The organism is Microcoleus sp. B9-D4 (genome assembly GCF_036705105.1).
GTDB lineage: Bacteria > Cyanobacteriota > Cyanobacteriia > Cyanobacteriales > Microcoleaceae > Microcoleus.
The window spans coordinates 17,415-42,222 of sequence record NZ_JAUBTS010000037.1 but is presented as its reverse complement, the minus strand read 5'-3'; the positions used below and the strand labels follow the sequence as shown (position 1 = coordinate 42,222).

Genomic DNA, 24,808 nt, shown 5'->3' with positions numbered 1-24,808 from the left:
CAGGAAATCTCAAATTAAAAAATGGCTAGCTGGATAATTTTAAATGGCGCATTGCTAATAGCAGCTTATCTGCTTGGTTCTATTCCTACGGGGTACGCCTTGGGGAAATGGATGCTAGGAATTGATATTCGAGAGGTTGGTTCGGGTTCGACGGGTGCGACTAACGTACTGAGGACTTTGGGGAAGTGGCCGGGGTTGGGGGTGTTGCTGGTTGATGTGTTGAAGGGGGTAAGTGCGATCGTCCTAATCCGCTATATTTACTCTCTCACTTTTACCAGCCAGCTAGCAACCGCCGCAGGTTTAGAAAATACTGCAACTCTCCTCCCGTGGATGGCAACTTTGGCGGGTTTCTCGGCTGTTTTGGGCCACAGCAAATCAATCTGGCTGGGGTTTACGGGGGGTAAATCTGTGGCTACGAGTTTGGGAGTTTTGCTGGGTTTGTACTGGCCCGTTGGTTTGGGAACTTTCGGAATTTTCGGGATAGTATTTGCGGTTTCGCGAATTGTTTCTTTAAGTTCGATTATCGGGGCAATTAGCGTGGCTGGATTGATGTTTGCTTTACATCAGCCGCTGGCTTATGTATTGTTTGGAATTGCGGGCGGTGTGTTTGTAATTGTGCGACACCGCAGCAATATTCAGCGGCTTTTGAATGGTACGGAACCGAGGATTGGAGAGAAATTGGAAACAGCAGCTAGCGATTGATATTACCCACAGTCAGGACACGGCACTACAATTAATCGGGTGATGGTTACATCTTATATCTTGCACCATTCTCAATTACTTCTTTAGGAACAGGCTTTTCGGCCTGTTCCACAAGAAAATTTATCTTTTGTGGAACGGGCCGAAGAGCCCGTTAAGCGAGAATGGTGCAAGATGTCAGTTACATCCAAGCCAGGAAGATTGATTATTTTGCGGTAGGGAAACGGCATTGCCGTTTCCTCCGTTGCTGAATTAGTCATATATACAGAAACCTGGTTTTTTACGGAAATAGTGCATTTTAGCCTTTAACACTGAGGAAAAACCCGGTTTTTTTGGTATTGATGCGTAATATTATGTCCGATCAATCGCCCATAATACAATTGCCGGGGCGGGTTTGTGAGATTGTCCGTTTTTGGCAAATATTATTGGTGAACCCGCCCCTACAGGAATCAGGGTAATCGACCGGACATGATATAACTCCTGTAAATGTAAAATGCGATCGCCGTTTTAGAATCCAGACAACTTCGGCGAAGTCGGGGATTTGGGTATAGCGCTTAATAAAATCCCTAAAATTTTTCCGACATCGCTCAGATAATACTCGATCGCATCAATAGAAACAATATTGCCCTCTAGCTTCAAAAATCTCCACACAGTACCCGATGTCACGGCTCCATAAATGATGGGAATCTGATTTCCTTCTTCCTCATTAAATAACTGAGCCGCTAACATCTCCGCTGCACACTGCCCGAAACCAGCCTTAATATCTTCTTTTTTAGCTTCAACAAGGGTAATAACAGGGGCGCTGATAAACAGCCGTTCCGCTGACAAACTCATTAAAAAATCGCAGGTTCCATTTAATCCTTTTTCAGGAGCTACATTAAACTCGGAACCTGAAAATAAACCAATTTGATAATTTAATTGCCGCCTAACTTCAAGTAAAATTGGTGCGATAATTAGTTCGGAACGAGCTTTTTCCGTATTTATATCTACTGCTAATGCTGCGTTTTCTTTCAACGCTAATTTCAGGATTTCGCTAGATTCTACTTCTGATATATCGGCAAATAAATCTTGATTTTCGTTAAGAGTTAAGTCAAATTGCTTGACAAGTTCCTTCAGCTTGAAGTCGCTATAAGCCATCTTAAATTCTCTGTTTTTATTTACCCAATTCTTGAGAACGAAAACAAGCTGCTTTCACTGCTTCGATTAGGGCAGAACGAAAGCCGTTACTCTCTAGTTTAGCAATTCCGGCAATAGTTGTGCCGCCGGGACTCGTAACTTGATCTTTCAATTGTGCCGGGTGCATTCCCGTTTCTTGCATTAGCTTCGCCGTACCGAATACTGTTTGCAGCGCTAATTGAGAGGCGATCGCCCGTGGCAGTCCAGCACAAACTCCGCCATCTGTCAAGGCCTCTATCAAAATTGCTACATAACCAGGCCCGGAACCCGAAAGCCCAGTCACCGCATCGAGCATACTCTCAGGTACTTCTACCACTTCTCCCACGGCCTGAAAGATGCGCTTTACCAATTCTAAATCAGCCGGTTGCACGAGTTTTCCCGGAGCGATCGCACTCATTCCCGCTCCTACCGTCGCCGGAGTATTCGGCATCACCCGCAGCACTCCCCGCCCCGGAAACGCTGGTTCGAGCTTGCTGAGTGGCACTCCTGCCAAAATCGACACTACCAGCGCTTCTGGCTGGGAATTAGCCGTTTCTCCATTATTTCCCTGTTTGCGATCGGCCGCCACCGCCAACTCCAAAGCTACCGTATCAAAAACTTGGGGTTTAATCGCCAAAAACAGCACTTCTGTAGCGGCCGCAACTTCTAGATTGCTGGCTGTTGTTCCAATCCCGTATTTCTCAGTCAAAAACTCGCGGCGCTTTACCCCAGGCTCGCTCACCAATATTTCTGAAGGTAAATAAACTTTTTGTGCTATTAAGCGGGATAAGAGAGCTTCTCCCATTACCCCACCGCCGATCGTACCAAATTTTATGTTTGTCATTAGTTAGTTGTTATTTGTTAGTTGTTATTTGTTATTAGTTATTAGTTATTAGTTATTAGTTATTAGTTATTAGTTATTTTTCAATAGCCAACAGTCAACCGTCAACAGTCAACCGTCAACAGTCAACAGTCAACGGTCAACAGTCAACAGTCAACTGTCAACCGTCAACTGTCAACTGTCAACTGAACTACTGAGCGATGGTAGCTTGTTCTGCCGGCCAGACTGTCGGTGCAGGAGCAGCAGCACGAGGGCGTCCTTGAGCAGGAGGCACTTCGTGAACCACACCAGACTGAGTTCTCACCTGCACGCAGCTAGGCGTAAACAAGAAAATACTTTCACCAATTCGCTCTTGATGACCGTCAAGGGCATAAGTACCGCCCGCCACAAAGTCCACAGCTCTTTGCGCTTGGTCTGGATCCATCACCGTCAGGTTCAAAACCACAGACTTCCGTTCCTTAAGGGCTCGAATTGCTGCCGGCATCTCTTCAAAAGTGCGCGGCTCCATTACTACTACTTCCGAAATCCCGTTCATAGCTCCAGGCATTCCAATCACGTTATTCATTACTGACCCTACTCCCCCGGTTGGTGCAACGACATCCATACCTGTCGATCCTACTACTGACCGCTCTCGCATTCTACGATTTTGACGACGTTCTTCTTCGGCTGCTGCGACGGCAGCGGGGTTGGGTTCAGGCGCTTGGTAAAAGTTCTGATACCGCTCCCCTTCAGTTTCGTCGTATACGTCATCGTACTCAGGCTCATTGTTGATGCCTACAAAATCTCGCAGTTTAGAAAAAATATTCATGATTTACGCTCCTTCACGACTTTGCTGCCCCGACTATACTCGCGTTGCGCGTTAGTCGCGGGTGGCTGACTATTCTATATTTAACCCAAATTGTCTTTATCAGAAGATTTCAATTATTTATCCCCTCCTAGAGCCAAATAAGGTTTGTCCTAGCCGTACCATAGTAGCACCTGCTTGAATTGCCAAATGATAATCTCCCGACATCCCCATCGAGAGCTGCTGCATTTGAATGTAGGGCAAATTTTGCTGCTGGATTTTGTCAGCAAGTTCGCGGGTGCTGTTAAATAATTCTAGGATTTGCGACTCATCTAATCCCAGCGGAGGAATTGTCATCAAACCTTGAATTTTGAGATGCTGACATTTGCTGAGTTCTGGAAGGTCAGCCAGCAGTTCTGGAACGCTCCAGCCGTATTTGTCCGGGTCGGGCAACATTTTGACTTGCAGGCAGACTTGGGGAGAGCACGACTGTTCCCCGGCCAAGCGCGAAAGTCGCTGAGCGAGTTTTAAATTGTCGAGAGAGTGAATCCACTGGAAATGCTCTAGGGCTTTGGCGGCTTTGTTGGCTTGCAAGTGGCCGATCAAGTGCCAGTTGATATCCGGTAAATCTTGCAGTTGGCTTTGTTTTTCGGCAGTCTCTTGAACCTTACTCTCGCCAAAATCCCGGATACCGCCGTCGTATGCTTCGCGGATAGCATCAGTCGATACCTGTTTGGTAACGGCAATTAACCGCACTGATTCCGGCAAGTGTTGGCGAATGCTGTTAATTCGAGAGGCTATGGTCATGGGTGCTCAACGCTCTTGACGGGAGGGAAGGAAAATTTAGACAGTTACCAATTACAAAATTACTGATTGTCGTTATTGAAATGTGCGCTGGTGAATGGTCTGCAATTGGTCGTACTCGTGATATTGACCGCTGCGACGCAGGGTTCGCAGGCGAATTTCGACCATGAGGCGAGCGTCGGAGCGACTGATTGGTTCAAATCTCAGCCCGCCAGGGCCGTTTGTCACCAAAAAAAACAGGCGTTGGGCGTATAGGGTGGTAAATAATTCTTGGCTGTCTTCAACCTGGGATACCCTGAAGAGGAGGCCAAAGTTTGGATGATTCAGGTAAGTTTCGGTAGTCATTCACACTCACAATCTATCAATTTTAGATTAAAGATTTAGATTTTAGATTTTAGTTTCGCTCGATCGCCCGACGGCGTTGTTTGACGGCGGGGTACAAAGGGCGATCGCCGTAGCCGTGCAATAGTCTCCGTCGTGGCTGAGGCTTAATTGCCACTGGCAATTTCCCCAAACAGAGGCTTGTGCTGCTGCGGTTCCGTGCAGTTGCACGTTTGGAGCACCGTTTTCGGAGCGCCGAATTTCCACATCTGCATACCGTATTCCCCGCCATCCCGTGCCTAGAGCTTTGACAACGGCTTCTTTTGCTGCCCAGCGGCCCGCTAGTTGGTTGCAGGAAACTCGATTCATTTTACCTTTAATGCTGCTGTGTTGAGAATTTTGTTGTCCGCAATCCCTTTGTTCGGCGGGCGTGTAAACTTTTTCGAGGAAGCGATCGCCAAACCGGTCTAATGCGGCTTGAATGCGGGGAACATATACGATATCTGTCCCAAGATAGATGTTCAAGGTCTTGGTTCTCTAAATATTTGTCTCCATTACTTTAGCAGGACTGTCGCGCACCAGACAAAACTTACTCAAATGTCAATACGCTTGGGCCCGTGGAAAATTGTAGCGAAAATGTTGGGCGGAGTGAAACGGAGGGTTCGTTCCACGGGCCCAACCTACGCACGATCGGTTTTTTTAGCACTAACCCAAGCGTATTGACTCAAATGTATGCCCGTGCTTCAAAGCCCGCTCGAATCTTTCCTTCCCAATTCTTCAATCTCAAATCTAATCAATCTAAAATCTAAAAACTAAAATCTAAAATCGCAACATCTGTCCCAAGATAGATGTTCAAGGTATTGGTTCTCTAAATATTTGTCTCCATTACTTTAGCAGGACTGTCGCGCACCAGACAAAATTTACTCAAATGTTGGCCTGTACTCCAAACGACGAGCTTCATCAGTCATTCCCAATTCTTCAATCTCAAATCTAATCAATCAATCAATCAATCTAAAATCTAAAATCTAAAATCTAAAATCTCAACTGTCCCAACCCCAAACAAAGCGGGCGCTCCAGAGGAGGAGCAAGCAGCCGAGGGCGATCCAGTCTCTGATTTTCAATTGCAATTGGTGCCATTCTACACGGTGTCGATCGGGACTGGTGAAGCCGCGAACTTTCATGGCGCTGGCAATTTGTTCAGCTCGCAGGAGCAAGTTTTCTAACAGCCGCTCGGCTATCATCAACCACACTTGAGCGGCGCTGCGAAATCCTAGTTTTTTCCAGTTTATCGCTCTGGTTCTGACCGATCGCACTAAATTTTGTATTTCTTCCAATACTAGGGGAATGAATCGCAAAGATAAAGTTAATGTTAAGGCTATTTCGGTAATAGGCCAGTTCAAACGGCGCAAGGGCTGCATTAAGTTTTCAAGGGCGGCGGTAATTTCTTCGCTGGCTGTGGTGAGAAGGTAGAGGTTGGTGCTGTAAATTACTGTGAAAAATAGGGTGCTGACGTTGATAGCTAAATCTAGGGATTTGCGAGTGATTTTAATCGGGCCTTGTTTGAATACAACGTAACGGTAGTTTGTGGGTTGGGGGAGTTGATTTGGGCTTTGGGCTTTGGGATTGGGGATTGGGGAGTTTGAGCCTAAGTTAAAAGATTTGTACCAGGGTTGGGGCTTTTGAGGAGGTGGAAGGGTTGCCGGCTGTTGGGAAAAGGTTAATTCGTCGGCGGGGATGCGGGGCTGGTGTTCTGCGGGGAGTCCGTCGGGGGCGATCGCGCTGAGGCAAAATACTAATAGGCAGAATAGCAGCAGCAGTCCCATTTGCTGTTTCCACACGCGCCAAGGAATTGCTGCTGTTAGTGTCAGTACGATTAACATTCCTACTAGCATCAACCGCCAGATGGGATTGGCGAGTATTGGTGCAATCAGAAATGTCATCAACCACGCTAGTTTGACGCGGGAGTCTAGCCTGTGCAGCCAGGTTACGGGTTGTTCTAGGTAAAGTCCTATGGGGAGCGATCGAAGTAAGTCCATCTTGTCGATTTTAGATTTTAGATTTTAGATTTTAGATTGAGGGATTGATTGATTGAGGGATTGAGGGATTGATTGATTGAGGGATTGAGGGATTGATTGAGGGATTGATTGAGGGATTGAGGGATTGAGGGATTGATTGATTGATTTTTGAATGGGATTATTTGATTGAGCAATTGATTTTTTGAGTGGGGATTATTTTATTGTTTGATTTTTGATAGGAAATTTTTGTTGAATTTTGACATTTTTTTATTTGCGATTTGCTGTTGGGTTTTTAGCAATTAAAGTTTTGATCGACGCAACTGTCATCGCTAAAATCTCATTTGTTTCTGACATGATACTTTTCAATTTAGTGGCATCTACCAATTCAGCTTCAACTATTAACTCCATCCAGTAAAGACTTTCATCCGCTTCTTCTTCCACTATCCTGAGTTTAGAAATTAAGTCTGCTGTTGACTTAGCACGACAAGCCGCTCGATAATTGGCTCCTACAGAAGTTGCTGAACGTATTAACTGCTTGCCAATTACCTGAGAAGCGGAGCCTTTGGGCAGCGCATCTACTAGCTTAATAACTCTCAATGCTAGCTGCTTTGTTCTTCTTTTAAACTCTTGTTCGTCCACCTTGCGATTTGAGATTTTAGATTGTTTGATTTGGAATTGTTTCAAATACCAAGTAATTGAATTGCCAAGAGGCGAAGGAAGACAAAAGAAAAAAATCGCAACTTAATTATACCATTAAACTGCGTTTTCTCTTCAATCTAAAATCCAAAATCTCAAATCTAAAATTACTTGACGCGCAGTGCTCTATTGGTTGTGCTCATTTCGGTGGCACGAACTTTTTTGCCTCTCCAAAGTAGTCGCATTGGTGTACCGGTAAAGCCGAGGTGTTTGCGGAATTGGCTTTCCATGTAGCGGCGGTAATTTTCTGTGAAGCGTTTGGGATCGTTAACAAATAGGGCGATTGTCGGTGGCTGCGATCGCACTTGAGTACCGTAATAGATTTTGCCTTGTTTTCCTTGGCGGGTAACTGGGGCTGAGTGCCAGGTTGTGGCTTCTTCTATGACTTCGTTAATCACGGCGGTAGTGACGCGGCGTTTGTGTTCGTCGGAGGCTTTGTCTACTAATTCAATGATTTTTTCAACTCGCTGTCCACTCATGGCGCTAACAAAAATCATTTCTGCCCAGTCGAGGAAATAAAGTCGGGTTCTTACTTCTCTTTCGTACTCGTATATTGTGTCGGAGTCTTTTTCTACGGCATCCCATTTGTTGACGACTATGATGCAGGCTCGACCTTCTTGGCTGATGCGATCGGCTAATTTTTGGTCTTGATCGGTAACGCCGTCTATTGCGTCAATTACTAATAGTATGACGTTGGCGCGGCGGATGGCTTTGAAAGCGCGGTTGATGCCGAAAAATTCTGCGCCGTATTCGACGTTTTTCTTTTTGCGAATTCCGGCTGTGTCGATCAGGCGGTAGGTTTTACCGTTCCGTTCTACTAAGGTGTCGATCGCGTCGCGGGTTGTGCCGGAAATCGGGCTGACTATGGCGCGGTTTTCTCCGAGAAATGCGTTTAACAAACTCGATTTGCCGACGTTGGGACGACCGATAATTGCTACTTTAATTTCCTCAACTTCGGGTAATACTTCCGTGGGAAGATAAGTAATTAATTTGTCTAGCAATTCGCCGGTGCCGTTGCCGTGAATGCCGGAAACTGGGAAAGGTTCTCCGAGCCCCAATTGCCAAAAGTCTGCTGCTTGGGTAAGCCCTGTATTTTCGGATTCGCATTTGTTGACGGCGAGAATGACTGGGACTTTTTGCAGTCTCAGCCAAGATGCGATCGATTCGTCGCCGCCGGTGAGCCCGGTTTTTCCGTCAACTACGAAAATGGCTGCGCTGGCTTCTGCGAGGGCTGCCATTGCTTGTTCGCGAATTAAAGGCAGAAATTCTGTCTCGTCGTCGAATACTAGCCCGCCGGTGTCTACGACTTGATATTCCCGATCGCCCCAGTATGCTGGTCTGTAAGTGCGATCGCGCGTGATTCCTGGTTCGTCGTGGACGATCGCGTCTTGGGTGTTGGCTAAACGGTTGACGAGCGTCGATTTGCCTACATTGGGGCGTCCAATAATAGCAACTATAGGTAGAGACATAAAAGTAGCAGCAATTAGGCTGCGCCGTGATTTTGAGGTTTAGCCTTTTATTGTAAGCGAAGCTGGCCCAGATTGTATGCGATCGGGCTGCATCGTGTATTATACGCCCTCCGGGGCTGTGCTGCCCGCGCCGCGAACTCATGGCGACCTCTGGAAACGAGATCAAGTACGATCGGACTGTTAATCTGGATTACCAGAGCCTGGTAACGATAAATGCTTGCTGCACCTTCTCTAAAAATTGCTAAATGGAACGACTTATTTCTGTATTCGGGTTAGCTGTTTTTGTCGGTTTGTCCTACGCCTTTTCAGTCGATCGGCGCGCTGTCAAGTGGCCGCCCGTATTGTGGGGAATTGCTTTACAGCTAATTTTTGCTATTTTAATTCTCAAAACTGCTCCTGGTTTGGCTGTCTTTAAATTTTTGGGAGATTTGGTGACGCAGTTTCTGAATTTTTCTGATGCGGGGGCAAAGTTTATCTTTGGAGATAATTTTGCTGAACATTTTATCGCTTTTAAAGTGCTGCCGACTATCATTTTCTTCTCTTCGTTTATCACCATACTTTATCACTACGGCATTTTACAGCGAGTTGTGCAAGCAGTGGCATGGTTGATGATTAAAACCATGAAAACTTCGGGCGCAGAAACGCTTTCTTGTGCTGCGAATATCTTTATCGGGCAAACGGAAGCTCCTTTGTTAATTAAACCTTATTTGGCGGCGATGACGCTCTCGGAACTCCATGCTGTCATGACGGGAGGATTTGCCACAATTGCCGGCGGAGTCATGGCAGCTTATATTTCTTTTGGAGTACCGGCTCAACATTTAATTGCGGCGTCGGTGATGTCTGCACCAGCAGCTTTGGCTATTTCTAAATTGCTGTACCCAGAAACTGAAAAGTCGCTGACTGCTGGGGAGGTGGAGGTGAAGGTGGACCAGGTTTATGCTAATGCGGTGGATGCGGCGGCTTCGGGTGCTAGCGACGGGTTGAAGTTGGCGGCGAATGTGGCCGCTATGCTGATTGCTTTTTTGGGTTTGTTGGCTTTTTTTAATGCGCTTTTGGGGTGGTTTGGAGGGCTAATTAGTTTGCCTCAGTTGTCGCTCGAATTAATTTTTGCTTATTTGATGGCTCCGGTTGCTTGGCTGATGGGGGTGCCTTGGGCTGATTGTGCAGAGGTGGGGATTGTTTTGGGAAAAAAAACGATTTTGAATGAGTTTATTGCTTATTTAGATTTGATGAAATTGGTGAAACAACAGGCGATTTCTGAACGATCGCAAATTATCTCGACTTATGCTTTGTGCGGGTTTTCTAACATTGGTTCGATCGGGATTCAGATTGGGGGAATTGGTGCGATGGCCCCGCAGCGGCAAGGCGATTTGGCTAGGTTGGGCGTGAGGGCGATGATTGCTGGGTCTTTGGCTTGTTTTATGACTGCTTGTATCGCGGGGATGCTGATTTGAAAGTTGTGAGTTTTTAGTTAAGCTGTGCGGTGCTTATGGTGCACCTTACATTAACTCCAGTAAATCTTATTAAATAAAAGTTAAAAAATCCACAAAATTCTTTGATGGGTGGTATTGCTTTGATGATTGGTGAGGCAGGAGATGGAATTTTAGCGATCGGCTATTATTGAAAATAAGCAGGAGTTTAGTTTTTGACGAAAGCTTAAAACAGCAGCTTAAAAATGGAAACTAAATTTCCCTCAAAGCTCAACACATTAGGTGGTAATATGGCTGTTCTGCAACTAGAAGACGGTAGAACATATACGGATATCCGGGCGATCGCCAGTCAACTGGCAGTTTTAAATATTGAGATCGATTCCCTGCCCACCAACGAAAATCCGGCGTTTCAAGAACTGCTAGTTCAAGACATTCTCAATGTAACAGAAAAACAGCAGATTCTCGCAGCATATAATAGCGAGTTTGAACAGTTTAAGCGCGCCAGCGGATATCGGTGGTGCGACTTAAAAGTGCTGCATCCAGGTTCGCAGCAGATTTACGCGCTGATGACTCAAAGCGATCGCACTCACACCCACACCGATGCAGAAGTTCTTCACATTTTAGCTGGGGAATGCGTTTTTGGGTTTGTGTATTCTAACGGCTCTCAGGTACAATTAATGCTGGAAGCTGAAGAATACATTAAAGTGCCGGCTAATACCGAACATTGGTTTTATCTCACTCCGTCGCTGTACTTGAAAGCCTTGCAGTATTACACCAGTGCTCAAGGCTGGGTTCCTAAGTATACCAACAGGAAACTAAAAATTACAAACTAAATCTAGGGTGCGCTTCGGCGCACCTTCCTCTATCAAAATAGGCGATTGAAATGGCGAAACTACAAACAAAGTCTCTCTATAAAAGACGAGGATTAAATGCTTTCTACTTCATTAGGTGCGGCCATTTCAATTTCTTCGCAACGCTGCAAAAGCGCTTCTATTTCCTGAGCTAAAAAAATAACTTCCGGCCAAGAAGAACCGTTAATTAAATCTTGAGCGTGAGCTAATTTGTTTCTCAATGCCTCTGCTGACTTTAAAAAACGCTCCCCGTAGCGTTTGGATTTGAGCCCCAGCCGATCGACTATTTCAGCAGAAGTCAGGATTAAATCTCGCTTGTCGCAGAATTGCAGGTAATCGATCAAGTCAATTGCTTCATTTCGCGATCGCCCCAATTCCCAAAGGTGTTTTGCGGCTAAAATACGATCGCCCTTAAGGAATTTCTGCCAAGAATCTTGGGGAAAGTAAATCCGCACTATCCGCAATAAATTCATTTCCAGAAGCGTCACCAATCCAAACAGCAGCATCCGCACCGGTGCTTTTTGCAAATCGCCACAGGTAACGATCCCGTCGATCCTGTTGCTTTCCAATACAAATAATCTGGGTTTTTCTCGCAGCAGCGGCAGCAATTCCATCAAAGGAGTCGAGGCGGCAATTAATTGGGAGGGGTGAAAAATTTGCTGGTAGTCGCTGCACTTACCTGCGATTAAGTGCGATCGTTCTACATAGCCGCAAACCGTGCCATTTTCTTCGATACCGAGCACGTCAAAATCGCGGGCCTCCATCCACGATCGCAATTTGGCCGCGTCTTCGCAAGCGGGGACAGCTTTCAGCGGTTCCGCGAGGTATTTAACTGTAATGCTGTCTTTGAATAAATCCCGCAAGTCGGCGGAACTTGATTTTAAATGTTTCATCTCATGTCCGGTAATTTCATCGATCGTTGCGCGACAAGAGGACAATTCATATTGTAGCTGCAAGTGAAGACGCCGTATTACCGTGGGAGAATCTCAGTTTTGTAAAAAGGGTTTTTTAGAAGTGCGATCGTTCCCCCTTGCACTCCTGTAAAATCCAAACTGAGATGCTGCTTTACCCAAGGCGTGTCAACTTAACGTTAAACCCTCAGTCCCGCAGCGGTTGAAACCCCTACCTCAAAGCGAAAGTCCTCGCTACGAGGACTAATGAGTTCTTCAGTCCTCTTTGAGAGGACTTTAGCTATGAGACAGGGAATTCATTCCCTGGCGGACTGCCGGTGAGCGGGAGGACTGACAGATTTCATGATATTACTTACTGGCTAATTCCGGGCAATAATGATTGGCGGCAAGGGTGGTAATAATATCGGCATCGGCGAGAAAACTTTCTTTGGCAGTTGGATTTTCGATACTGACAGCTTGCCCGATCGCTCTTAATTTAACTTCCGGCAGAGAAACTCCCGATTTTGCTTCCGCACACATTCTTTTAGCGGCCGCAATTTTTTGACCAGGGGCCCTTCGGATTGCTTGCAGTAAATTGTCCGTTGCTTCGGGAGAGTAGCTTTTTGCTAAGCGTTTGTAGTCTTCGAGAAATTTTCCATCATTTCCTGTCAGCTTAATGTCGGATTCTTGAGGCGAACACAACAAATTTAAGTTAATTACTTCTCCCACTGAATTAACAAGAAAACATCCTTCGCGTTCTTGGGCGATCGCGCTTTGGTTGCTGGGTACAAATTGTATAATAACGGCGGACAGAACAGCAGTTAAACGCGAGTAATTTAGCATGGAAATTATGTGATATATTTGGCATTTCTAACCGCCGAATGCTGAGCAATGCGGGTGTTTTTGAGTTAGAGCGTGTCCGGTAAATTAACCGAAATAATTGTAGGGGCGGGTTTCACCAACCATCTATACTTCTAACTAAAAATCTACATAAACCCGCCCTCCAAGCTGTCGGCAATTCAACAAAAATAATATCACACGAACATTTCGTTGTCTAGGGAAGTTTTCATTAACAGCAAACATCCCCCTTCTGTGAGGGGCGAATGTGTGGAACCGGGAACCGATCGAATGTAGTCGCCTTGATGGCAAATTTCCCCTTCTACAATTAAGTCTCCTTCTAATACAAGCACTTCCTCCGAGGCAGCGTGTCGGTGCATGGGAAATGTTACTCCCGGTTCTAGGCGCATCAAGCAGGTAATTTCGCGCTTTTTTTTGTCAATATAAAGCTTGCCGAACGAAACTCCCGGAACTCCATAAGATTTCCATTTGAGATCGTGCGATCGCACTATTAAAGATGGAGTATTGTTCTCGGTTGGGGAAGTAACAATTGGCTTTATATTGGCTGATTCTGCCGGGATTGACGGCAGTTCGGCTATACGCTGGAACAGGCGGTTTTTGAGGTCGGGGGCGACAGGAACTGGGGGGGCTGTGTAGGCGATCGCGGCAATTGTGGATTCAAAAGCAGCTAATTCACTTGTAAGTTCTGGGGACTCTTTCAATTTCTCTGCAAATGCGCCGCGTTCTGACTCGTCGAGGATATCGAGAGCTTGAAGGGCTGCAAGGATATTAAACTCCTCGTCTGGCATCATTTCCATCTGTTTTCCGCCATTAATTGTAATTCAGCCTAGGTTAATTTTAAACTTGAAATTGGTCTGCTGCCCTCGCACTCAAGATGGATGATGAGAGATGCCACAATTTTAGATTGATGTTAAACAACTTAAATTTTGTTTTTTGACTCTCTAAAATTCTTCGCTCAAAGCTTGACGCAATTTGGAAATACCCAACCGAATTCTGGTTTTGATTGTACCTGTCGGGATACCAGTTTTAGCTGCGATCGCCGCGCAAGTCAGCCCTTGGTAGTAAGCGAGTTCGATCGCCTCTTGCTGTTCCTTTGGCAGTTTTTCTAAGGCTGCTTTGACTTGTTCGCTGCGTTCTTTAAAAATTGCATCTTCCATCGGTTCTGCAACGCTAGAGATGGGTATTTTAGCCTCTTCCAGACAAGCTTCAGCAGCCCGGACTGTTCGCTGCATCGCTCGGAGCCGATCGAGGGAACGGCTGCGGGTAAGCATGAACAACCAGGTATCTGCTCGACTGCGAGAAGGATCGTAAGTTGCTGCTTTTTGCCAAATTTGGGAAAAAACATCGAGTACCACTTCTTCAGCTTCTTCTACCGAACCCAGGATTTTGTAAGCGAGAGCATAACTTGGGCGACCGTAGCGATCGTAAAGTTTAGCTAATGCCGTTTGGTCTTTCCGGGCAATCTGCACTAAAAGCAGCGATTCATCGCCTGACTTCTGGCCTGTCATTTCAGTGTACCCAAAATTTTTGTTTTGACTGCACAGATCCAAAATTAAAAATTCGGCGTATATCACTACAGAACATAATTGTAAGTTTGAAGTTGGGGTACAAACTGGAGTATGCCTTTTTAGGCTAATTTTGTCGTGCTTTGAATTGTAAAAATCCCAAGTCATCTTGGATTTTACCACCTAATTAATTATTTGGTTGAGACTTAGCAATCCGCTTTATGCAGAACAAAAAAATCCCTGAGCGTGAAGAGTCAATCGATTTTCGATTTTCGATTTTCGATTTTCGATTAAAGAATTGAAGCATTGACCAGACGGATAAATACGTTCGGCAAGTTTCATCGGATACAGGTTTTTTATTTCTGGACGGATGAATCACGTGGCGGGTATCCTGGATGCTTGATTGTCAAAACAGCGCCATTCACTCGTTCCCAATCTCTGTCGGCTCGCTCCCAATAAGAGCCGGGAAACCCCTCTAAGCGAGGCTCTGGCTCCGCTCTATCGAGGGAAGCCGTGTCTGGGAGCAGGCATTCCCAAGGATAGTCCGGGAACGAGTAAATCCTCAATTAGCCACTTTTTTACATAAATTAGTCTGGCAGCACAGATCCAAAATTGCCAAACCTTCGTATACCACCAATAGGAGACGGCTCAGCAACAGCGCCAAAGCCCGACAGGTTGACAGATTGCAACCTGTTGCTACAAAAGTCCAACCCGCGAATGCGGGTTATTTACCATTGATTTGTGCAAAATTATCATTGAAATAAAGGTGCTAACTGTGAAGCTCACAAAAAAAATTCGCCGAACCATACTAGCTATTGAAGTAGCTCTAATTGCTCTATTAACTCCAGGGATAATTGTCGCTTCTGACCACGACGACGGCGAAGTAGATATCAAAGGTCGCGCGGTCAATTTAACTGACCTATATGTATATCGCGAAAAAGACCAAAACTCCGGTGCTGCGGACGGGGATTTAGTATTTACCATGAATTCAAATCCCAGGTCTGTCGCCCGTTATCAATATTATTTCAGCACTACAGCCCTCTACCAATTTCACATCACGCAGGTAGGTGACGTGAATTCTACACCTACTGGACGTTCGGATATTATCTTGCGGTTGGCCTTCAGTCCGCCTAACAATAGAGGTATGCAAGCGGTAGCTGTAACTGTTGTTCGCGGTGGCTCGGAGACTGTTGCTAAGACTACAGTTAACGGCGGGCTAATTGCCACAACTCCGCTGAATTCTAATGCTGTTTTGAATACAGTACCTGTGGGCGGTTCTAACTTGACTGTATTTGCGGGTTTACGCGAAGACCCGTTTTTCTTTGATGTGGAACAATTTTTTAGAGTTCGCGCCGCAGCTTTGGGAACGGGGCCGCGCACTGCTTTTAAAGAACCGAGTCAAGCGATCGACTTTACTAAAGGTTACAATGTCAATACAATTGCTGTGCGCGTTCCGAAAGCGTTTTTGCAAGCAGGAACAGGGGCAAATACTTTTGATGTTTGGTCAACAGTTTCGATCCGGGATGGAGCTGGCGGTTTTAAACAATTCGAGCGTTTGGCAAGACCTGCAATTAATGAGGGTTTGATAGTTACTCCCGCTTATCTGGAAGCATTCAATAATATTCCTCCGAGATCGGATTTGAGCGCTGCTGCTGCTCCGGTGCGGCAGGAAGCTGTTGCTACTCTGAATGCTGTCGATCTTTTGGACGGTCGGGATAATGTCGATCCAAATGCGATCGCCGGAGCTTTCTTACCCGATGTCATGCGGATCGATACCACAAAAACCAGCGGCTACGCTAGCGCTACAAATGCTCAAGGAAGCTTGATCGGAGGTCGTATGCTGATGGACGACGTTATTGATATCACTCTGGGAGCTTTGGTGGGTTCTCCGGTTGGCGATAACGTTTCTTATAACGGAACTCCGGGAAATCCGGCTCAAGGACACAAACCTTTAGAACCGACTTTTCCTTATTTGGCTTTGCCTAATTAGTCAGTTGACAGTTGACAGTTGACAGTTGACAGTTGATGGTAGTCAGCTCTATGAATGTAGGGTGCGTCGCTATGAGATTTTTAATGAAACTTGCAGATTATAGATGGCGACGCACCTTACCACAATAGAAAAGGCTTTTTTAAACCGCAGATGAAGGCTGATTAACGCGAATTTATGAAAACAAAAATAGGACAAGGAATAAAATCGGATGTTTTCTCGTGGTGGCTGCTGATAGCAGTTCCTTTATTTGGAATGGTATTAGTGAATTCACCTCCTAATTTGCGTTTTATTTCCGATAAATTTTCTAACAAAAGCCCCGAAAATCTCGATACTAATTACCGCTATCATTTTTCGGAAAGTTTGAGAAATAATCCCAATCAAAAGGAAGCTATTCAGCAAGAGATTGCTTTTTACCAGCAGCGGTTGGCTGTTGATTCCCGCAGCGGTTTGAACCGGGCGTCACTGGCGGGATCTTATTTGAAAATGGCTCGCGCTACTGGGGAGGGAGGTTGGTTTTTATTGGCAGAACAAGCGGCTCAAAGGTCGATCGCCGATTTGCCTTTTGACAACCAAGGTGCGTTGTTAGTTTTAGCTCGAATTGCCGAGGCCAGACACGATTTTGCTACTGCTTTGCGCTTTGCTAAACAGGCGGGTTCTGACAATGAAGATGCGATCGCCCTTTCAGTTACATCTCACTTAGCGATGGGAAAAGTGAGCGAGGCAAATGCAGCAGCAGAAGCCTTAGTTAATCGGATTCCTAACTTGGGTTCTCTCACTTTGAGAGCTTTAGTGAGAGAGTCTCAGGGCCGAGATGCTGAGGTTTTGCAGGATTACCGGCAAGCAATGGCGGCTGAGGAACCGGGAGAGGTTGCGGGTTCGGCGCGGGCCCGATCGCTCTTGGGTCGATTTTACGCGCGTCGTGGGCAGTTTGTGCAGGCGAAAGCGCTGTTTTTGGAGGCGCTGCGGTTGGTGCCGCGATACCCGCTGGCGCTGATTTATTTGGCGGATTTGGAGACGCGCCAGGGCAATTATCGGGAGGCGGAAGGTTATTACAGCAAGGTTTCTGCGTATTCTGGCGGGGTTGAGACTGTGTTCGATCGCATTGTCGATCGCGGTATGGCGAGGGTGAAGGATTTGCAGGGAGATGCGATCGAATCCCGGCGACTTCGCGACAAAGCAGAAGCGGGGCTGCGACAGGAACAGGTTTCTGGCGGTTTTGGCCACCGGCGCGATTTGGCAAGTTTGCTGCTGGAAAAAGGTCGATCGCAGGATGTCACCGAAGCGCTGGCGTTAATGCAGGAGGAGGTGAAAATTCGGCGGGATGCGGTGACGCTGGATACTTTGGCTTGGGCGCTTTCCGCCACTGGGGAATGGCAAAAGGCTGATCGAGTGATGGCCGAAATAATGCGATCGGGGATTCGGGATGCGGGGATGTTTTACCGGGCTGGTGCGATCGCCCGGACTTTAGGTAAGGATGCTGAATCTCGCGCTTATTTTCAAAAGTCCAAGGAAATTGATCCGACTTTTGACGATCGATCTCGCCAAGCATTGGGTTCACAGCAGTTGACATTTTACCTAGATTAACCTAGGTTTTAGTTACTAAATTCTCGGTAAATTGACTAACAGACTAATTAGCGTTGGTGATGTCGATCGAAAGAGAATGTGTAACTTTTGAAAAAGACCTCGCCAGCGACGTTTCGGAAATAAAAAACTCATTGAAACACTTGCAAATCCTGCGCGAAGCGATTAATATACTAGGATGCAACCACATTGAGAGGTCGAATCAATGGCTACCTTAACTTATTGTAAAGGCTTGCCCACGCCAGCAGATGAACTCAACGAACTTGGATTTACAGATTTCGAGATGTTCTTGGAAGCTTACGCCCCAATTTTCAGGGCGGCCAGTATTGAAACAGTCAACCACTTACTTTTAAATACAGAATTCAAGAAGTCCGACTGGAACACACACTTACAGCACACCTACGGCATCAATAAGCGCCATGCAAATGGCGTAATTAGTGCTGCCAAAGGTCGTGTAGACGGCGCTAAAGAACACAGAATTTTACACGTAAAGACTCTTGAAGGAAAGATTAAATCCATTAGTGCGTGGCTCAAGAAAGCCGAGCGTAAGTTGGCATTAGCTCGTAAATTTTATGCCAACAAAAAATGGCATAATTCAAAGACAGGTTGTAATTTACCCATAGCTTGCTCGCTCCCATACAAATCTACCAATTGGCAGAGTTTACGCTTTCAAATACACCATAAAAAGCGTAGACTGACCCGGTTAACGAATAGGCTCGAACACTTAAGAGTCAAGCCAATCAAAGTCTTCGTCCCTCACAGTGATATTTTCGTTGTCGGTTCCAAGGACGAGTCTTTCGGTAATCAAGTCTCCCAGTGGAATGGGAACACAATAACTTTTAGAGTCCCCAAATGCTTAGAGTCACGATTCGGGAAAGCTGTATCTTCCGAGGTTGGTGATTTCAATCGCAACATAAATAGACTACCAGAATGCGGGGCTAAGACCTGGCATTTCTACCGTAAAAACGGAAAGTGGGTTATTGCCTTGCAATTTACTCCCAAGCCTGTGAATCAAGTTTCTAGAAATAGGATGTACGGTTGCATTGGTATCGATATGAATCCTGGTTCTATTGGGTGGGCGTATGTTGATACTGAAGGGAATCTCAAAGCCAAAGGGCAGATTCCATTGCAGATGGGCTTACCGAATGGCAAACAGCAGGCTCAGATTGTTTATGCTTGCCTGCAACTGGCAAAAAAAGCCACCGAGTTTGAATGTTCTGTAGTCTGCGAAGAACTTGATTTCTCGGCAAAAAAGCAATCTCTAGGGGAGGAAGGTAGAAAGTATGCCCGAATGTTATCAGGTTGGGCGTATAGCGAGTTCTACAAACAACTCAATTCTATTTTGTCGAATCGCGGAATTGAGTTAATTGCAGTCAACCCGGCCTATTCAAGTATTATCGGCTTGGTAAAATACTTAAAAATGTATGGATTAGCCAGCGACGAATCGGCTGCACTGGTAATTGCTCGCAGGGCTATGAGATTAAGTGAAAAAATACCTCGCTCCTTAACCGCCTATTCCGAGATGAACCCGGAAAAGCACGTAGGTCGCGAGTGGAGCCAACTGAATAGAAAAATCAAACGTTCCGCTGTAATATCACGTCGTTGTGATTATTATAGCGTTTCTAACTGGAGTTTCTTGGTCAACCTCGACATTGAGGAAGCGTAAGCGCGCTAAGAAAGAACGTTTAAAGCTTATACCGCAGAGCTTACCCAGGTTTGCCTAGGTTTTTATAAGCGGTTTGGGAAGTTATGAATTTTGAGATTAGCTAATAGCAGCCATTCGGCAAAGTTCGCTATTCCGTCAATCCGCCAGGGGTTGAAACCCCTGGCTAAAAGCTTAAGTCCTCTCAAGAGGACTAAAAGATTTCACTAAAAAGTAAAAAATCTTTTAGTCGGTTTCAACCGACTTTCGCTATGAGACGGGGATTTCAATCCCCGGCGGGCTTGCGGGTAAGCGCGCTGGAAAAATCACAACAAACACAAATAATTCATCCGAAAATCACTAAAAAAACAGGGATTTATGCAGTACAAACTGAACCGAATTTCACAATTATTTATCCTATTCTTCCTGACACTTTCCTTGTTACTAACAACCTCAACTCGACCTGTTTACTCGCACTGGTCAGACTTATCCGTAGCAGAAATAGTAGTCAACGATTTGCAAGCCGAAATAACATTAACTTTCCCAACCGGCTTAACAAACTTCGCCGACGACAATCGAGACAGCCAGCTACAACCTGCTGAAGTTCGCAGCCACCAAACACAGCTAGAAAAGTTTTTTAGCCCACAAATCCGCCTCACCAACAGTAGCAACATTCAAGGCTCAGTAGCAGTAAACCCGCTAGAAATAGCAACTGAAACCTCCAGCTTAATACAGCAGCCCAATACCCACAGCACCTTAATTTTAAACTACACCTGGCCCGCACCTTCTCAAGATAAAACTCCCGCTTTACCTGATGCAATTTCCATCTCCAAACCTAATTTTCGGATTAATTACAATCTGTTTTTGCCCGGAGTTCCGACAGCTAGCTGTCAAGCTACGATTGTGCAAGCGGGTGCTGTAAAAAGCTTTGTGTTTACGCCGCAAAACCGGGACTTTTTGTTAGCAGGAAAGGAATCTATCTGGGATTCAGGTTGGAGTTTGCTGCTAGCAGTAGCGGGAGCATTTGCTTGGGGATGTGTGCACGCGATGTCGCCCGGACACGGCAAAACCATAGTCGGCGCTTATTTAGTGGGTTCGCGGGCTACTCCGATACACGCTTTATTTCTAGCAGCGACGACTACAATTACTCACACTGCCGGCGTGTTTGCTGTGGGCGGAATTACTTTGTTTGCTTCTAACTTAATTGACCCAGAAAAATTAGATCCTTGGCTGAGTTTAATCTCTGGTTTATTAGTAGCCTTCATCGGCCTTAACTTACTCTTATCAAAAATTAAGACTAGGTTGGTAGTAAAAAAGGAAGTTCTCAAAAAAATCAAAAGTAAAATTTTTAATAAAAACTGGTTTCTCAGGAATAAAGTCTTTACTGCGGAATGTGAAGAACCAGTGAATCTTTTGAGTAGGGGAAGTTGGGAGCGAGAATTTAAACCTGTAAAACCAGATATATCTCACCACTACCACCATCACGGAGACGGCAGGATTCACTCGCATTTGCCTCCCGGTACTGACGGTTCTGCTATTACTTGGAAAAGCTTATTAGCGTTGGGAATTTCCGGCGGTTTGTTGCCTTGTCCTTCCGCTTTGGTGATGCTGTTGAGTGCGTCGGCTTTGGGCAATGTTGGTTTGGGAATGACGTTAGTGGTAGCCTTTAGTTTGGGATTGGCTTTGGTGCTAAGTGCGATCGGATTAATCTTAGTTTATGCCAAACGGAATTTTGATAAATTGCCAAAACAGATAACAGCAGTCAAATTTCTGCCTGCGATTAGTGCGATGTTTGTAATGTTTTTGGGGTTGGGAATTACCGGACAGGCGATGTTGAAAATATTGGCTACAAATCAATGGGTAATTGGCAATGGATAAGCATAAAATTAGGACTCTCCCTCCTAACTACAAACTTACGAATAAGTCTGATTTTTGATACCCGATTTCTTGAAGAAGCCGGGTATCTGGGTATTCTGTTTTTTAGCCGTTGCTCACTTATCAGGCCGCACTATGTTTATTAATAATTTCGGCTAAACCCGGTACTCCGTTTTCCACGTAATTCTTAGCTGAGGGGCGGAGTTTGGCATAGGCGCCTTTAACCATCGCTCTTGTGCTTTTCTCGACCCTTTTGTCGCTGATTTGGAGCAATTCGTCTGCTACTTCACCTTTTCTTTGGGCTAGATATTCTACTGGGTTGCCATTGTTTACCCCTTCAGCCCACATCGGATCGAGTGCGATCGAGATTTCTGGCAGAAGTTGATCGACGACTTGGGCGCAATAGTCAGCCCGTATCCCTTTGACAGTAGAGTAGGCAGCTTTAAGAGCCAAACCACCCAATCCCGGCGCTGCTGCAACTTGTTGGTCTATCAACTTTACACAGTCATCTACAAAAGTTTCTCTGTTGTTTTCATTCAAGAGAATATCGCTAAGTCCCATTTTCGCTTTCCTTAATTTAATAGTCAATGTGCTTATACCAATTTTTTATGCGGCTGCATAGAATCCGATCACCCTGGCGCCCCCCGCGGGAGGGGGGAACAAGATTCTTATCAAAGTCAACCCCTACTCCCCAACAACCAGGGGGATTTAGGGGGATCGAGATATGTGCAACTTTACAATAAATTGGTATTATTAGCTTCGATCTCAATCTGACATCATATATCTATTTTGAGCCATTACTCAAGGTTTCCCAAGTTTTTTAAGGTTTGAAAGTCTTTACTTGACAAGCTGATGTTGAGATTTGTTTAGTATTTTATGGGAATTAATGTTCTATCTGCTACTCATTATTAGCCTACGGTTTGTAGTCAGGGCTTTAGTCCTTATTAGGTGAGATTAATGAGGACTAAAGCCCTGACTACAAACTGATGAGTTGTGAACAGCCACATAGAAAAGAGGACTGATCGAAAAAAATATTAGAAAGGCTCTGTCTAAGTCCGATCGCACTTGCACGTATGAGCTGGCACGTATCATTAGGATTGGACATTCGGCTTGATGCCTGCAGGTACTGAAACGAGGGGAAGTTTCACGGTTTGAGCCGGGCGATCGCTCGATCGCAATACCAAATTTTTCGGTAATTTCGCGGAAGTGCTTAGTCCGGGAAATATTTGAAGCGATAAGGTTAAGCCGGCCGCTAATAATAATTTTTCTAACATGGCACTCTCTCCACTACATATGCCCTAGGGCATAATTCCTCTTACACCTACAACATATAAACATCCTCAGTCGCTTGGTGCGATCGCATGGGCATAGTTAAGTGACATATATCACCACTGAGGAGGGGGTGATGGGAATAGGGGGTGTGGGCCTAGGGGGTAATGGGCATTAGGGATGTTGGGGAGAGTGGGAAATCTTGACTCGCACTTGAGGCGTCAACATCCGTTGAACGTGTTAAATTCCTTACACTACTTCCTTGCCAAACTTCCCTACAAATCAAGAATTGTCCTAGAGAAAGAAGCCGTTGAGTCTCTCTCAAAGGTAGAATTAGCGCGTAGAAGTTATTTGACACAGCGGAGGTACCGACAATATGCTTGCATACTTTCTGGCGTTAGCGGTCGGTCTAGGCAGCTTCAGTATTTACATGGCGGCCTTCTTTTTTCCAGAAGTGCACCGCAAAAGTGATTTTACCTGGAGCGGGGTAGGGCTTTTTTATGCGTTAATTTTATGGGCTTGTGCGGGACGAATTACTGGTGCTCTCCTGCTTGGTCAAATGGCGGGCGTGGCGATGTTGGGCTGGTTTGCCTGGGAAACTCTGACTTTGCGCCGGCAGGTGACGCCCGTTGCTGAGCAAACGCCGATTCCTCAGTCGGCGAATTTGGCTGCAGCAGGCGTGCCGTTTGCTGGCTTGTTTGCCAAGAAAAAAGAACCCGCTGCAGCGAAAAAACCTAAGTTTGTTCGATCGCCCAAACCGAAAACTGATGTGGTTCCAGCACCCACTCTGGATAAGGGCGAGGTAAAGCTAGAGGAACAGCCAGCGATTCCCCCCATAGCTGAAAGTATTGCTGAAAGTGCGATCGACGAGGCAACGGCAGAAAGTGCGATCGCCCCTGACTTGAAAATTCCCGACTCGAAAGCACCTGCAATTGCAGAAATACCAGTGTTTTCAGTCGAAACTCCTGCTGCTGAGACTTCACAACCTCCAGCAGAATTAGCCAGCAACTTCACTCCTCTACCTCTACCTCTAGAAATTTCAGAAATAGCCGTTGCACCAAGTGTGGAGCCAGCAGAGGCTCAGCCAGAGCCTCAACAGCAGGCAGAAGTCGATGATTTTGACGAGGAAACAGAATGGAGGACAGCCGTTAAAGAGTCGCAGGCGGCAGCGGCAGCGGCTGCCCCAACGGCGGCCCCAAATCCTCCTACTCCTCCTAAACCAGCTAAAAAAGCCGGCGGTTTCGGTAGTCTGTTTGACAATATCAAAAATAGTCTCGGCGGTATGTTGGGACGGGGTGCGGCTAAAAACAAGTCTGATGCAACTCCCCAGACGCCAAAACCTTCAGCGACTCCAGAATCGATCGCACCTGAATCTAAAATAACGGCAACTCCTGCACCGGGTATCGACCAAATTCTCGAATCCGAATTAGCCCAGGCGGCTGCGGAAGTGGCTGCCGAAAGCAGCAACACTGCTGTGGAAACAAGCCTTGGAGTGCCGTTTCCCACCAATGTTGAAGCAATGGCCGCGTTGATGGCCACAGAAACCGCGAGTTCTGACAAAATAGGGGACGGGATGATCGAAGATCGATCGTCCGCTGAAATTCAGACACCGCTGGCTGCAGTTGGTGAACCGGAAGCAGCAGCCCCTGCTGTATCTCTGGAAACCCAGACACCGCTGGCTGCAGTTGGTGAACCGGAAGCAGCAGGCGTACCGGAAGCAGAAGCCCCTGCTGTATCTCTGGAAATGACTGTGGTGGAAATGGCAGCGCCTGTAGAGATAGAAGTACCGGGAGAACCTGGGTTGAGCGTGCAGGTGGAAACGGTTTCAGTATCAGTGATCTCGATCGAATCTACAGGTGAAGAACTCTCTTCTGAGGCAGAACCAACTGAATTGAGTCCCCCGAATCACCCCGATCCGAATCTAGTCGAAACTGCTAAACCGGCCACTGAATCCAAGTCTGAGAATGTATCCGGCGAAGATAAGCAATCATCTTGAGCCAAAAAGCAAAAGGTAGAAACCAGAATTTTTTTGATTCTGCCTTCTGCCTTCTTACTTTTTACTTATTACTTTTTACTTATTACTTCTTACTTTTTACTTCTGCCTTCTGCCTTCTGCCTTCTGCCTTCTTCCTT

Annotated in this window: 24 protein-coding genes; 8 read left to right on the top strand and 16 right to left on the bottom strand. The window is 46.0% G+C overall.

What is annotated here, in order from left to right; genetic code table 11:
• Positions 1-21 precede the first annotated feature (21 nt).
• Positions 22-702, top strand: coding sequence for a glycerol-3-phosphate 1-O-acyltransferase PlsY (plsY, locus tag QUB24_RS20885; RefSeq protein ID WP_333155130.1), 681 nt, complete (start codon positions 22-24; stop codon positions 700-702).
• A gap of 83 nt (positions 703-785) precedes the next feature.
• Here the strand turns inward: plsY and QUB24_RS20880 are convergent, their stop codons facing one another.
• The 10 genes from QUB24_RS20880 to der form a co-directional block, all read right to left on the bottom strand.
• Positions 786-959 (bottom strand): hypothetical protein, encoded by a 174-nt coding sequence (locus tag QUB24_RS20880; protein ID WP_333155129.1) that lies wholly within the window; start codon positions 957-959, stop codon positions 786-788.
• Positions 960-1,206: 247 nt separating this feature from the next.
• The gene (locus tag QUB24_RS20875) at positions 1,207-1,836 is read right to left on the bottom strand and encodes a hypothetical protein (protein ID WP_333155128.1); all 630 of its coding nucleotides are present in this window, start codon (positions 1,834-1,836) and stop codon (positions 1,207-1,209) included.
• Between the two features lie 16 nt (positions 1,837-1,852).
• On the bottom strand, positions 1,853-2,698 hold the full coding sequence (gene proC / locus QUB24_RS20870) for a pyrroline-5-carboxylate reductase (protein ID WP_333155127.1): 846 nt from the start codon (positions 2,696-2,698) through the stop codon (positions 1,853-1,855).
• Positions 2,699-2,885: 187 nt separating this feature from the next.
• Positions 2,886-3,503 (bottom strand): cell division protein SepF, encoded by a 618-nt coding sequence (locus QUB24_RS20865; RefSeq protein WP_333155126.1) that lies wholly within the window; start codon positions 3,501-3,503, stop codon positions 2,886-2,888.
• 117 nt (positions 3,504-3,620) lie between these two features.
• Positions 3,621-4,286 carry a YggS family pyridoxal phosphate-dependent enzyme gene (locus QUB24_RS20860; RefSeq protein ID WP_333155125.1) on the bottom strand — a complete coding sequence of 222 codons (666 nt, stop codon included), beginning with the start codon at positions 4,284-4,286 and terminating at the stop codon, positions 3,621-3,623.
• Between the two features lie 72 nt (positions 4,287-4,358).
• Positions 4,359-4,628, bottom strand: coding sequence for a transcriptional coactivator PipX (pipX, locus tag QUB24_RS20855; RefSeq protein WP_333058020.1), 270 nt, complete (start codon positions 4,626-4,628; stop codon positions 4,359-4,361).
• Between the two features lie 42 nt (positions 4,629-4,670).
• Entirely contained in the window at positions 4,671-5,129 is a 459-nt protein-coding gene (acpS, locus tag QUB24_RS20850; RefSeq protein WP_333155124.1) for a holo-ACP synthase, read from the bottom strand.
• 515 nt (positions 5,130-5,644) lie between these two features.
• On the bottom strand, positions 5,645-6,640 hold the full coding sequence (locus tag QUB24_RS20845; RefSeq protein ID WP_333155123.1) for an energy-coupling factor transporter transmembrane protein EcfT: 996 nt from the start codon (positions 6,638-6,640) through the stop codon (positions 5,645-5,647).
• 246 nt (positions 6,641-6,886) lie between these two features.
• Positions 6,887-7,303: a four helix bundle protein gene (locus tag QUB24_RS20840; RefSeq protein WP_333057887.1), complete on the bottom strand. Its 417-nt coding sequence runs from the start codon at positions 7,301-7,303 to the stop codon at positions 6,887-6,889.
• Between the two features lie 119 nt (positions 7,304-7,422).
• Positions 7,423-8,784 carry a ribosome biogenesis GTPase Der gene (gene der / locus QUB24_RS20835; protein WP_333103879.1) on the bottom strand — a complete coding sequence of 454 codons (1,362 nt, stop codon included), beginning with the start codon at positions 8,782-8,784 and terminating at the stop codon, positions 7,423-7,425.
• A gap of 245 nt (positions 8,785-9,029) precedes the next feature.
• Here der and QUB24_RS20830 point away from each other — a divergent pair, with 245 nt between their 5' ends.
• Both QUB24_RS20830 and QUB24_RS20825 read left to right on the top strand, forming a co-directional pair.
• A complete protein-coding gene (locus QUB24_RS20830) occupies positions 9,030-10,238 on the top strand; it encodes a NupC/NupG family nucleoside CNT transporter (protein WP_333155122.1) in 1,209 nt (402 codons plus the stop codon).
• A 221-nt stretch (positions 10,239-10,459) separates the two neighbouring features.
• Positions 10,460-11,047 carry an acireductone dioxygenase gene (locus QUB24_RS20825; protein ID WP_333155121.1) on the top strand — a complete coding sequence of 196 codons (588 nt, stop codon included), beginning with the start codon at positions 10,460-10,462 and terminating at the stop codon, positions 11,045-11,047.
• Positions 11,048-11,139: 92 nt separating this feature from the next.
• On the opposite strand, the gene QUB24_RS20820 is transcribed toward QUB24_RS20825, so the two are convergent.
• The 4 genes from QUB24_RS20820 to QUB24_RS20805 form a co-directional block, all read right to left on the bottom strand.
• Positions 11,140-11,958: a hypothetical protein gene (locus tag QUB24_RS20820; protein WP_333057883.1), complete on the bottom strand. Its 819-nt coding sequence runs from the start codon at positions 11,956-11,958 to the stop codon at positions 11,140-11,142.
• A 366-nt stretch (positions 11,959-12,324) separates the two neighbouring features.
• Positions 12,325-12,798 (bottom strand): DUF732 domain-containing protein, encoded by a 474-nt coding sequence (locus QUB24_RS20815; protein ID WP_333155120.1) that lies wholly within the window; start codon positions 12,796-12,798, stop codon positions 12,325-12,327.
• Positions 12,799-12,989: 191 nt separating this feature from the next.
• Positions 12,990-13,610, bottom strand: a complete 621-nt coding sequence (locus QUB24_RS20810; RefSeq protein WP_333155119.1) for a cupin domain-containing protein — start codon at positions 13,608-13,610, stop codon at positions 12,990-12,992.
• Positions 13,611-13,754: 144 nt separating this feature from the next.
• Positions 13,755-14,321, bottom strand: coding sequence for a sigma-70 family RNA polymerase sigma factor (locus QUB24_RS20805; protein ID WP_333155118.1), 567 nt, complete (start codon positions 14,319-14,321; stop codon positions 13,755-13,757).
• Between the two features lie 772 nt (positions 14,322-15,093).
• Between QUB24_RS20805 and QUB24_RS20800 the strand changes: the two genes are divergently transcribed.
• The 4 genes from QUB24_RS20800 to QUB24_RS20785 all read left to right on the top strand — a co-directional run bounded on the left by QUB24_RS20800 (position 15,094) and on the right by QUB24_RS20785 (position 21,409).
• Positions 15,094-16,308: a DUF4331 domain-containing protein gene (locus tag QUB24_RS20800; RefSeq protein WP_333155117.1), complete on the top strand. Its 1,215-nt coding sequence runs from the start codon at positions 15,094-15,096 to the stop codon at positions 16,306-16,308.
• Between the two features lie 174 nt (positions 16,309-16,482).
• Positions 16,483-17,892, top strand: coding sequence for a hypothetical protein (locus QUB24_RS20795; protein WP_333155116.1), 1,410 nt, complete (start codon positions 16,483-16,485; stop codon positions 17,890-17,892).
• Between the two features lie 202 nt (positions 17,893-18,094).
• Positions 18,095-19,555 carry an IS200/IS605 family accessory protein TnpB-related protein gene (locus QUB24_RS20790; RefSeq protein WP_333155115.1) on the top strand — a complete coding sequence of 487 codons (1,461 nt, stop codon included), beginning with the start codon at positions 18,095-18,097 and terminating at the stop codon, positions 19,553-19,555.
• Positions 19,556-19,909: 354 nt separating this feature from the next.
• Positions 19,910-21,409 carry a HoxN/HupN/NixA family nickel/cobalt transporter gene (locus tag QUB24_RS20785; protein ID WP_333155114.1) on the top strand — a complete coding sequence of 500 codons (1,500 nt, stop codon included), beginning with the start codon at positions 19,910-19,912 and terminating at the stop codon, positions 21,407-21,409.
• A 120-nt stretch (positions 21,410-21,529) separates the two neighbouring features.
• On the opposite strand, the gene QUB24_RS20780 is transcribed toward QUB24_RS20785, so the two are convergent.
• Together QUB24_RS20780 and QUB24_RS20775 are read right to left on the bottom strand one after the other, a co-directional pair.
• A complete protein-coding gene (locus tag QUB24_RS20780; protein ID WP_333155112.1) occupies positions 21,530-21,967 on the bottom strand; it encodes a DUF6918 family protein in 438 nt (145 codons plus the stop codon).
• Between the two features lie 530 nt (positions 21,968-22,497).
• On the bottom strand, positions 22,498-22,680 hold the full coding sequence (locus QUB24_RS20775; protein ID WP_333155111.1) for a hypothetical protein: 183 nt from the start codon (positions 22,678-22,680) through the stop codon (positions 22,498-22,500).
• 371 nt (positions 22,681-23,051) lie between these two features.
• Between QUB24_RS20775 and QUB24_RS20770 the strand changes: the two genes are divergently transcribed.
• Positions 23,052-24,671, top strand: a complete 1,620-nt coding sequence (locus tag QUB24_RS20770) for a Ycf66 family protein (RefSeq protein WP_333155110.1) — start codon at positions 23,052-23,054, stop codon at positions 24,669-24,671.
• Positions 24,672-24,808: the final 137 nt, after the last annotated feature.

Excerpts from the sequence above, each read along its gene's own strand:
- plsY (WP_333155130.1), top strand. The coding sequence starts at position 22 with ATGGCTAGCTGGATAATTTTAAATGGCGCATTGCTAATAGCAGCTTAT.
- QUB24_RS20880 (WP_333155129.1), bottom strand. The coding sequence starts at position 959 with ATGACTAATTCAGCAACGGAGGAAACGGCAATGCCGTTTCCCTACCGC.
- QUB24_RS20875 (WP_333155128.1), bottom strand. The coding sequence starts at position 1,836 with ATGGCTTATAGCGACTTCAAGCTGAAGGAACTTGTCAAGCAATTTGAC.
- proC (WP_333155127.1), bottom strand. The coding sequence starts at position 2,698 with ATGACAAACATAAAATTTGGTACGATCGGCGGTGGGGTAATGGGAGAA.
- QUB24_RS20865 (WP_333155126.1), bottom strand. The coding sequence starts at position 3,503 with ATGAATATTTTTTCTAAACTGCGAGATTTTGTAGGCATCAACAATGAG.
- QUB24_RS20860 (WP_333155125.1), bottom strand. The coding sequence starts at position 4,286 with ATGACCATAGCCTCTCGAATTAACAGCATTCGCCAACACTTGCCGGAA.
- pipX (WP_333058020.1), bottom strand. The coding sequence starts at position 4,628 with ATGACTACCGAAACTTACCTGAATCATCCAAACTTTGGCCTCCTCTTC.
- QUB24_RS20845 (WP_333155123.1), bottom strand. The coding sequence starts at position 6,640 with ATGGACTTACTTCGATCGCTCCCCATAGGACTTTACCTAGAACAACCC.
- der (WP_333103879.1), bottom strand. The coding sequence starts at position 8,784 with ATGTCTCTACCTATAGTTGCTATTATTGGACGCCCCAATGTAGGCAAA.
- QUB24_RS20830 (WP_333155122.1), top strand. The coding sequence starts at position 9,030 with ATGGAACGACTTATTTCTGTATTCGGGTTAGCTGTTTTTGTCGGTTTG.
- QUB24_RS20825 (WP_333155121.1), top strand. The coding sequence starts at position 10,460 with ATGGAAACTAAATTTCCCTCAAAGCTCAACACATTAGGTGGTAATATG.
- QUB24_RS20820 (WP_333057883.1), bottom strand. The coding sequence starts at position 11,958 with ATGAAACATTTAAAATCAAGTTCCGCCGACTTGCGGGATTTATTCAAA.
- QUB24_RS20815 (WP_333155120.1), bottom strand. The coding sequence starts at position 12,798 with ATGCTAAATTACTCGCGTTTAACTGCTGTTCTGTCCGCCGTTATTATA.
- QUB24_RS20810 (WP_333155119.1), bottom strand. The coding sequence starts at position 13,610 with ATGGAAATGATGCCAGACGAGGAGTTTAATATCCTTGCAGCCCTTCAA.
- QUB24_RS20805 (WP_333155118.1), bottom strand. The coding sequence starts at position 14,321 with ATGACAGGCCAGAAGTCAGGCGATGAATCGCTGCTTTTAGTGCAGATT.
- QUB24_RS20795 (WP_333155116.1), top strand. The coding sequence starts at position 16,483 with ATGAAAACAAAAATAGGACAAGGAATAAAATCGGATGTTTTCTCGTGG.
- QUB24_RS20790 (WP_333155115.1), top strand. The coding sequence starts at position 18,095 with ATGGCTACCTTAACTTATTGTAAAGGCTTGCCCACGCCAGCAGATGAA.
- QUB24_RS20785 (WP_333155114.1), top strand. The coding sequence starts at position 19,910 with ATGCAGTACAAACTGAACCGAATTTCACAATTATTTATCCTATTCTTC.
- QUB24_RS20780 (WP_333155112.1), bottom strand. The coding sequence starts at position 21,967 with ATGGGACTTAGCGATATTCTCTTGAATGAAAACAACAGAGAAACTTTT.
- QUB24_RS20775 (WP_333155111.1), bottom strand. The coding sequence starts at position 22,680 with ATGTTAGAAAAATTATTATTAGCGGCCGGCTTAACCTTATCGCTTCAA.
- QUB24_RS20770 (WP_333155110.1), top strand. The coding sequence starts at position 23,052 with ATGCTTGCATACTTTCTGGCGTTAGCGGTCGGTCTAGGCAGCTTCAGT.